Below are 6,581 nucleotides of genomic sequence, written 5' to 3'. Positions count from 1 at the left end.
TGATTTAGGAAACAACGCCGAGAAGGCGTGTAAAATTTGGTCAAGCGCTTCCGATATCGCCTCTTGCGTCGCATCGTTGTGATCTCTCACATTTTTTAAGCTTTCTGCGATCGCCGCTGGCGCAGATAAATGCACTAAGCTTTTGTCTGCGTCATACATGGTTCGGACGGTCTCTTCATACGTTAGGCCCAAACGAAGCGGGTTATCTTCAATAGGTTGCAAGTTGCGATTCATGGTACCGAAACGCCCCTCTGCGGCTTGTTCATGAAGCGCCAACAACCCTTTTAAGCATGCTTGCAATGACTGTCCCATCTCCTGTGAGAGGAAATGCATCTTCTGCATATCGTGGTCGTTCGTGACTCTCACGCCCAATCCATCCAGCATCGGCCCAGTCAGTAAATGTTGGCCATGATCATTATTAGGCTGTGGTGACGAAGTAGGCTCATGACTTAAGCTCTTCGCCACTTCTTGCTCCAACAGCCCTAGTTCTTTTTCATCCATCGGTTTTCTCTCGCTCTGTTTCGTTTGATGCATCGTCTCAGGTGACATGACGCGATTCAGCGCTTCTTTTGCTTTCGATGCGTGAAGTTCACGCTTTTGAGGTTTCTTTTGCCCAAAGCCAAAAATACGCTTTAGCTTGACGGATGCCGACATGACATCTTCGCTATCTGCTTGCGGCGTAAACGAGGGCTTTCGTTCGACAATATTGTTTTTAGCTATCAATGAAGACTCAGCAAAGGTTTGCTGCTTCTGCTCTTTGTCTCCATTTAAGAGCCAGTTAGACGTTTGATTGTCTTTGTTTTGGGCATCGAGCTCTTTTAGCGGATCAATCGCTTGAGTGAGCTCGGGTTCTTCTTCGCCCGAACCAATATCTTGACTAAGCCCATCGGCCAAAAGATCGTGTTGCTGCGTTTCAAATAAGGTGTCAACGTGCCCCCCATCAAACTCCGCGTCTTCGCCGGTAAGCACGCGAATTTGATAAGGGCCGACTTGTATCTCATCTTTGTGTGCCAACCGGGCTAACTGACCTTTCCCTAAAGGCATATGCGTGCCATTAACAAACGTTTCTCCGCAGTCGTCACGCACACAAAACGCGCCATCAACAACAACGACTTCACAATGACGACCACTTACACGACCCAGTCGATCGGTTAACCGCCAATCAGCACTAAAATCGGAGCCAATGACACCACCGGAGTCAACAAAACGGATCTGAGCTGACAAGCCAGATTCCAGCGCTTGCGCGTTGGCAACAACTAGCGTTAATCCATGCTTATGTTCTAGAGCCATAACAATTATTGCCTTACTTGAATTAATACTCGCTTATCTCTTAGGTCATTTCCTAAGAACGACGTCCACCCCAACGCTATCTGTCCACCTAGTTCAAAAGCTGGTGTTGCTTCATCAGTCATCGAAAGCTCGAGATCAAATGCCATTTGTTCACGAAGAATAAACTCGACTAACTTACACAGTGGTAGGTATTCTTTTCCAACGGGAAGAAAGTCGTTAAAGCGTTCTCTAGTTAGCTCATGAATACAAATGACAAACTTGCCGTTGCAATCAAAAACTGACTCGCCAATGACGGTATCTTCACCCAGCCGGCCATTCATACACCCTAATGACATTTGTTGCTCTTTAGCAATCTTGACTTTGCGTGTCACCCATTGGCGAATCTCAACATTTTCAAGATCAAAACAATGGGCAATGATCCCAGCTACAACGGTTGGTGAACGACTCCGGCCCGCCAATGTGCCCGCGTATGCCAGCATCTTGCACCAATTGATTGGTGTTTCTCCGCGTAACTGCGGATCACCCAATCCAACCAGCGCAAACAACTGCGCTGAAAACTGATCTTCTGCCCCTGGTTGAAAGCGAATGTAATATCGATACTTGCGCCATATCCGGTAGACCAACGCAATCAAGCGATTGCTAAAAAAGTCGAGAAAGGGCCGTTTAATCCCTCCCGGTTCCTCATGAAGCAATTGCTCTGTGATAAAGCCGGGTAAAGGCGACTGCGAGCCCGCAAGACCTAAAAAATTGGTGAGCATCACCGCATGACCATTCTGATCATGCAACGACGCCACATCAGAAGCCGCAAATCCTAAGCTCGGGTTGGCACTAAAAACCAGTTTGCACTCTCGTTCCCAATCTTCTTGATCGGGGTCAATGCCACCGTGCTTCTGTAGCAATGCCACTAATTGATAAAAATTGTAAGGCCGAACATCTGGCACTAAGTCAGTCATCGTGCGGCCATCTGTTTCATTTTTTATATCAGCGGCTGCATCCCGACTTTCGTCTGCCATGTATAAGTCTCGTTATTCGTTGTATTAATAACGGTCAGCTCATGGAAAGAGTTAATGCTCGCATACAGCGAGAAAAAATGGCTGAGCACCGTTCCAAACAGATATAAGTCGCCCTCTGACCCAAACCCATCTTGATTTAAGTAAAGCGTTGATTTTAGGCCTCTCACTGGCATACCCTTGAGCAGCTTGTCCATAGGCTTAGACTCAATTTTCTCAATGGCATCTAGCCTTTTCTTACCCACTCGTTCGGCTTGTCTATCTACCAATGCCCTAAAATCATAAGCGGTTAAAACGCAGCTCAGCGCATCTTTCGAGAGCAGCGATAAATAGTTCAATGATAGATTCGAGATCAACATCCACAATAAGCTGCCATCCAACACGGGGCGCAATGATTGCGTCGGGATGGTAATATTTTCGAATTCCGCAAACGGAGGCGATGTATCTGTGGGTTCACAGATATCGCCGACTCCCAGATCAAGAGGTAATTGTCGATTCGTACACGTCAGCTTCACTGACACCGCTTCGTCGACACCAATCGAGTCCGATTCATCCCCTCGTATAAAGGAGATAAAAGACTCAAATCCATCACCTCTAATACTGTCTTTAACACGTGCTCGGTAATAAAGCGTTTCTCGGTTTCTGACACGTTCTACTTCGTGTTGAAAACTCTCAAACGGCGTATAAACACGCTTTTGCCCGCGTACCGGTTTCCCATCAACCAATCTATCTTGACGCCCAGTCACACTATCAATGCTAAATACTTCATAATGTGAGGGCTTACGACTCGACGGAATCACTTTGTACTCGGTATTTCTACCGCTCAAATCTATCGGGTCGGCATCATGGCTAAACAAATTGATAACAGGCGTGCAGAACAGCTGAAAACTGTCCTGTCTAACACGAACATCGGCGGGTAACGTTTTCGACAAGTGCAACTGAATAGAGAACCGCCCATAAACATTTTGGGGTAATGCTTTATCTAGCCCACTTATATCAAAAAAGTGAAACGCTTCAGGAAAAGACAAATATTCCTGCAGGATCCGATAACCATCATAGACATTTTGCGGATACGGAAGCAGGCTGTCTCCGGGATTAAACCCCACCGTCTGAAACGTATCTCGTGGTAAAGAAAACCGAGTACCATCCACGCTAACGGTCACTTTCTCTAGGTAGTGATTGAGCCACAGATAAATCATCTGGGCACTATAATTGTCACCACCGACATAAAAACGTAGCGAATCAATCCCTGCATCACTGGCAGACATATCGCCATCTAGCATCATATGGAGCTGGACGGTCGTTGCTTCACGTGTATGTTCTGCCTGTACTTTTTCGCATTTCAATGGATAAAGCTCAACGTCGCGGCAAGTCTGAAAACGACACTGCGTACCCATCACAGCAATACTGTCTAGCTCTGTCCCTTGGCCAATCACCTGCTTTTCACTCACGCTTCGATCGGGCGAAAATTGGGTGATGCACATGCTAGGAACAGGGCGCAAGTAGTTAGGCCATAGCATATTGATAATACTATGAGTCAGTTCAGGAAAATCATCTTCAACTTTTTCACGCAATTTGCCGGTGAGAAAAGCAAAGCCTTCTAATAACCGCTCTACATCAGGATCCGTATGTCTCCCATGTAAAAATCGAGATAACTGAGGATGGAGCTCAGTAAAGGCTTTACCTTGCTCTTTAAGAAACGCGAGCTCTTCACGAAAATACTTGTCTTGCGTCATAGCAATTACAACACCCGATACTGGCGATTTTGATCCAACAGCAAACTCAACTGCACTTTTTCATGAAGTGCTTCACTGTTAACCGTTGCGACGATATTGAATCGTAGCGTCAATGGTGAATGTTCGTCGTAAGCAGAACTCACTAATATGTTAGTTAACCGCGGCTCGTAGGTTTCTAGGCACTGCTTAATCGCTAATTTCACACGCAATGAAAGATCTAAGCTTTCTAGCGTCGCATCGTTGAAATCTATCAGCCCAAGTTCTGGAGAACTCTGTGCCCCACCAATACGCGTATTCAACACATTAGCAATGTTCTTTTTGATCGAATTAACGACATCCCGTGACTCTGGGCCCTGAGTAATCGACACAGGCTTAGCGCCGGCTTCCAAGCGCTCAAGGAAGCCGACACCAAATACACTGTCCTCTAGTGCAATGTATGACATGATTACTGATCAAGCCTACCAACAAGAGACAGTTCAAAGTTCGCGCCCATATATTTGAAGTGAGGACGGACCGCAAGAGAAACCTGATACCAACCTGGATTTCCCTCGACATCAGCCACTTCAATTTTTGCGGCACGAAGAGGACGACGGCTACGTACATCTGCAGGTGGGTTCTCTTGATCGGCGACATATTGCTTCAACCAAGTATTCAGCTCACGCTCCAAATCTTGACGCTCTTTCCAAGAACCGATCTGCTCGCGCTGTAGCACTTTAATATAGTGCGCTAAGCGGTTGATAATCATCATGTATGGCAGCTGCGTGCCCAGTTTGTAGTTCGTCTCGGCTTCCTTGCCTTCTTTGGTATTTGGGAACACCTTAGGCTTTTGAATCGAGTTTGCAGAGAAAAATGCAGCATTGTCGCTACCCTTACGCATGGTTAGGGCGATAAAGCCTTCTTCTGCCAGTTCAAACTCTTTGCGATCGGTGATCAGAACTTCGGTTGGGATCTTGCTCTGTAGCGCGCCCATTGACTCATAAACGTGAACCGGCAGGTCTTCAACCGCACCACCACTTTGAGGACCGATGATGTTTGGACACCAGCGGTATTTTGCAAAGCTATCAGTCAGACGAGTCGCGAATGCGAACGCAGTGTTACCCCAAAGGTAATGCTCATGAGACTGACTCACATTTTCATGATAGACAAATGATTTAATGGGGTTTTCGGTCGGATCATAAGGAACACGCAGTAAGAAGCGAGGCGCGGTTAGACCCAGGTAACGCGCGTCTTCAGACTCGCGGAGCGAACGCCATTTAGTATACTTTGGACTTTCAAAGATAGACTTCACATCTTTGATGTTGGGCAGCTCTTCAAAAGACTCAATACCAAAAAACTCAGGACCTACGCTCGAGATAAATGGTGCGTGGGCCATAGCGCCCAACGCGCCCATGTATTGAAGCAACTTCATATCTGGCGTCGACGGTGTAAAGGCATAGTTACCAATAATGGCACCAGTCGGTTCACCACCGAATTGTCCATAACCAGATGAATAGACATGTTTGTAAAGGCCTGACTGTGTCGTTTCCGGCGCAAACTCAAAGTCGTCTAGCAACTCTTCTTTGGTCACGTGAAGAATGTCGACTTTATTGTTTTCACGAAAGTCAGTGCGGTCGACGAAAAGCTTCAAACCGCGCCACGCCGACTCCATTTGTTGAAAAGACTCTTCGTGAAGAATTTCATCCATTTGTGCACTGATTTTCTTGTCGAGCTCGACGAGCATTTGGTCGACCAGTGACTTATTGACAGGCTCTTTGGTTTGGTCGTTGCCAATCAGGTTTTCAATAAATGCCGCAACACCTTTCTTTGCAACATCATAGCCTTCTTCGCTTGGTGCAATGCGCGTTTGCGCCATGATCTCGTCAAGCAAGCCACCTTCTTTGACTTCTGGCGACTCTAACACCGATTCATTTGTTGACATGTTCTGTTTTCCTAGCGCTTAGTTAGTTGAGACTTATCTAATTACTCTTTAGGTGTGTCTTCATCACCGCTGACAATATTCAGTTCAGCGAGAAGCTTCTCTCGAGAGTCTTCTGAATGAAGAAGATCTTGCAGTCGTTCACGGAATGCTGGAATGTTGCCTAGTGGACCTTTCAAGGCAACGAGAGCTTCACGAAGTTCGATCAGCTTTTTCAACTCCGGCACTTGGGCAGCAACCGCATCTGGTGAGAAATCAGACAAAGACTTAAACGCTAGCTCTACAGGCAACTCCGCATCTTCGTCATCAGTTAACTTGTTCTTAACAGTGGTGGAAATGTAACCCTCCCTGTTTTAGTGGCACTCTAAATTAGAGTTTTTCCTACTTTCATGCCTTGCTAAATACTCCCAAGGGGTCAGATCATCGAGTGAGTCATGAGGGCGTTCATCGTTGTATTCCTTCATCCATTTTTCTGTCAGGTCTCGGACTTCACTCAAGGTTTTGAACACGTACATGTTGAGTATTTCTGTCCGATAAGTTCGGTTAAATCGCTCTATATAGGAGTTCTCCGTTGGTTTGCCTGGGCGAATAAATTCCAACTCAACTGCGTTCTCTTCCGCCCATTCAGCC

Annotated in this window: 6 protein-coding genes and 1 pseudogene; all 7 read right to left on the bottom strand. The window is 46.4% G+C overall.

Translation table 11 applies throughout. From position 1 onward, the window contains the following. On the bottom strand, positions 1–1,290 hold a 1,290-nt coding region (gene tagH / locus BGK46_RS10760), incomplete at its 3' end, for a type VI secretion system-associated FHA domain protein TagH (RefSeq protein WP_069589230.1). A 5-nt stretch (positions 1,291–1,295) separates the two neighbouring features. Beyond that, on the bottom strand, positions 1,296–2,303 hold the full coding sequence (gene tssG / locus BGK46_RS10755) for a type VI secretion system baseplate subunit TssG (RefSeq protein WP_069589227.1): 1,008 nt from the start codon (positions 2,301–2,303) through the stop codon (positions 1,296–1,298). Continuing rightward, entirely contained in the window at positions 2,267–4,036 is a 1,770-nt protein-coding gene (gene tssF, locus BGK46_RS10750) for a type VI secretion system baseplate subunit TssF (RefSeq protein ID WP_069589226.1), read from the bottom strand. Before tssF ends, tssG begins: the two co-directional genes overlap by 37 nt. 5 nt (positions 4,037–4,041) lie before the next feature. Continuing rightward, positions 4,042–4,479, bottom strand: coding sequence for a type VI secretion system baseplate subunit TssE (gene tssE / locus BGK46_RS10745; RefSeq protein ID WP_069589225.1), 438 nt, complete (start codon positions 4,477–4,479; stop codon positions 4,042–4,044). Between the two features lie 2 nt (positions 4,480–4,481). After that, complete coding sequence (gene tssC / locus BGK46_RS10740) at positions 4,482–5,954, bottom strand: type VI secretion system contractile sheath large subunit (protein WP_069589223.1); 1,473 nt, start codon at positions 5,952–5,954, stop codon at positions 4,482–4,484. Between the two features lie 41 nt (positions 5,955–5,995). Beyond that, positions 5,996–6,289 (bottom strand): annotated as a pseudogene (tssB, locus tag BGK46_RS10735) (type VI secretion system contractile sheath small subunit); the annotation flags it as partial. Between the two features lie 15 nt (positions 6,290–6,304). Further along, positions 6,305–6,581: integrase core domain-containing protein (locus tag BGK46_RS10730; RefSeq protein WP_139130766.1), on the bottom strand; the 277-nt coding region annotated here is incomplete at its 5' end.

It is taken from the genome of Salinivibrio sp. SS2, from assembly GCF_001722075.1.
GTDB classification, from domain to species: Bacteria; Pseudomonadota; Gammaproteobacteria; order Enterobacterales; family Vibrionaceae; genus Salinivibrio; species Salinivibrio proteolyticus.
Note: the sequence above shows the minus strand (reverse complement) of the source record. Positions and strands in the feature narration are given on the sequence as shown.

Excerpts from the sequence above, each read along its gene's own strand:
- tssF (WP_069589226.1), bottom strand. The coding sequence starts at position 4,036 with ATGACGCAAGACAAGTATTTTCGTGAAGAGCTCGCGTTTCTTAAAGAG.
- tssE (WP_069589225.1), bottom strand. The coding sequence starts at position 4,479 with ATGTCATACATTGCACTAGAGGACAGTGTATTTGGTGTCGGCTTCCTT.
- tssG (WP_069589227.1), bottom strand. The coding sequence starts at position 2,303 with ATGGCAGACGAAAGTCGGGATGCAGCCGCTGATATAAAAAATGAAACA.
- tssC (WP_069589223.1), bottom strand. The coding sequence starts at position 5,954 with ATGTCAACAAATGAATCGGTGTTAGAGTCGCCAGAAGTCAAAGAAGGT.